Origin of the sequence: Aeromonas sp. QDB56 (genome assembly GCF_027705505.1) — a bacterium.
Taxonomy (GTDB): Bacteria; Pseudomonadota; Gammaproteobacteria; order Enterobacterales; family Aeromonadaceae; genus Aeromonas; species Aeromonas caviae.
Genome location: NZ_JAPDBZ010000321.1, coordinates 1 through 652 on the forward strand (window position 1 = coordinate 1; position 652 = coordinate 652).

Sequence of the window (652 nt, forward strand, 5' to 3'; positions counted from 1 at the left end):
ATCCGGAACCAGTGATTGGTTCCGGATTGTCCTACAGCAGAAGGATCGGTCAATGGATCCTTAACTGATCAGCATTGTGTCCATGGACAGGGCTTTTTGCATCGGGGCGCAGGCCTCAGTCATCGGCCTGCAACCCACTGCGCGCCAGGATCTCGCTCTCCAGCCCATCCAGGCTTAGCTGGTTCTTCTTGCGCCAGTAGGCCTCAATTCCCTCCCGGCCCTGACGGGCCGACCAGTTGGCAAGATCCTCCCTGTCTCCCTGGTACTCATACAGAGGCACCGACATGCCGCACGACGTCTGGACCCGTTCAATGTCCAGCAGGAAGATCTGACGAGCCGCGACGCTTGGGGGGAACAGCGCCAGCAACGACGGCCATTGCGGATCAGTGCGGTGCAGCACCCGTGCCTGGCCATAGGCTCGCAGGATAAGCGGCGCCCCCTCGAAGGCGCAAAACATCACCGTCATGCGCGGCTGTTGCAGCACCTGGGCCGCGGACTCGTTGCCGCTGCCGGTCAGGTTGAGCCAGACCAGGGTGTGGGCATCGAGGACGCGCAGCGAATCCCCGCCCTTGGGGGCAATGCTGTTCACTTAAGCGGAGCCGCATTGCGATTTACCGGAAAACGGGTCTTTGATATCTTCACCGCCCTGGGT

The 652-nt window shown here is 61.3% G+C and carries 1 protein-coding gene; it reads right to left on the minus strand.

Translation table 11 applies throughout. The features are described from left to right. Positions 1–115: 115 nt before the first annotated feature. The gene (locus OKB81_RS20685) at positions 116–589 is read right to left on the minus strand and encodes a pyridoxamine 5'-phosphate oxidase family protein (protein WP_270670645.1); all 474 of its coding nucleotides are present in this window, start codon (positions 587–589) and stop codon (positions 116–118) included. Between the last annotated feature and the right edge of the window lie 63 nt (positions 590–652).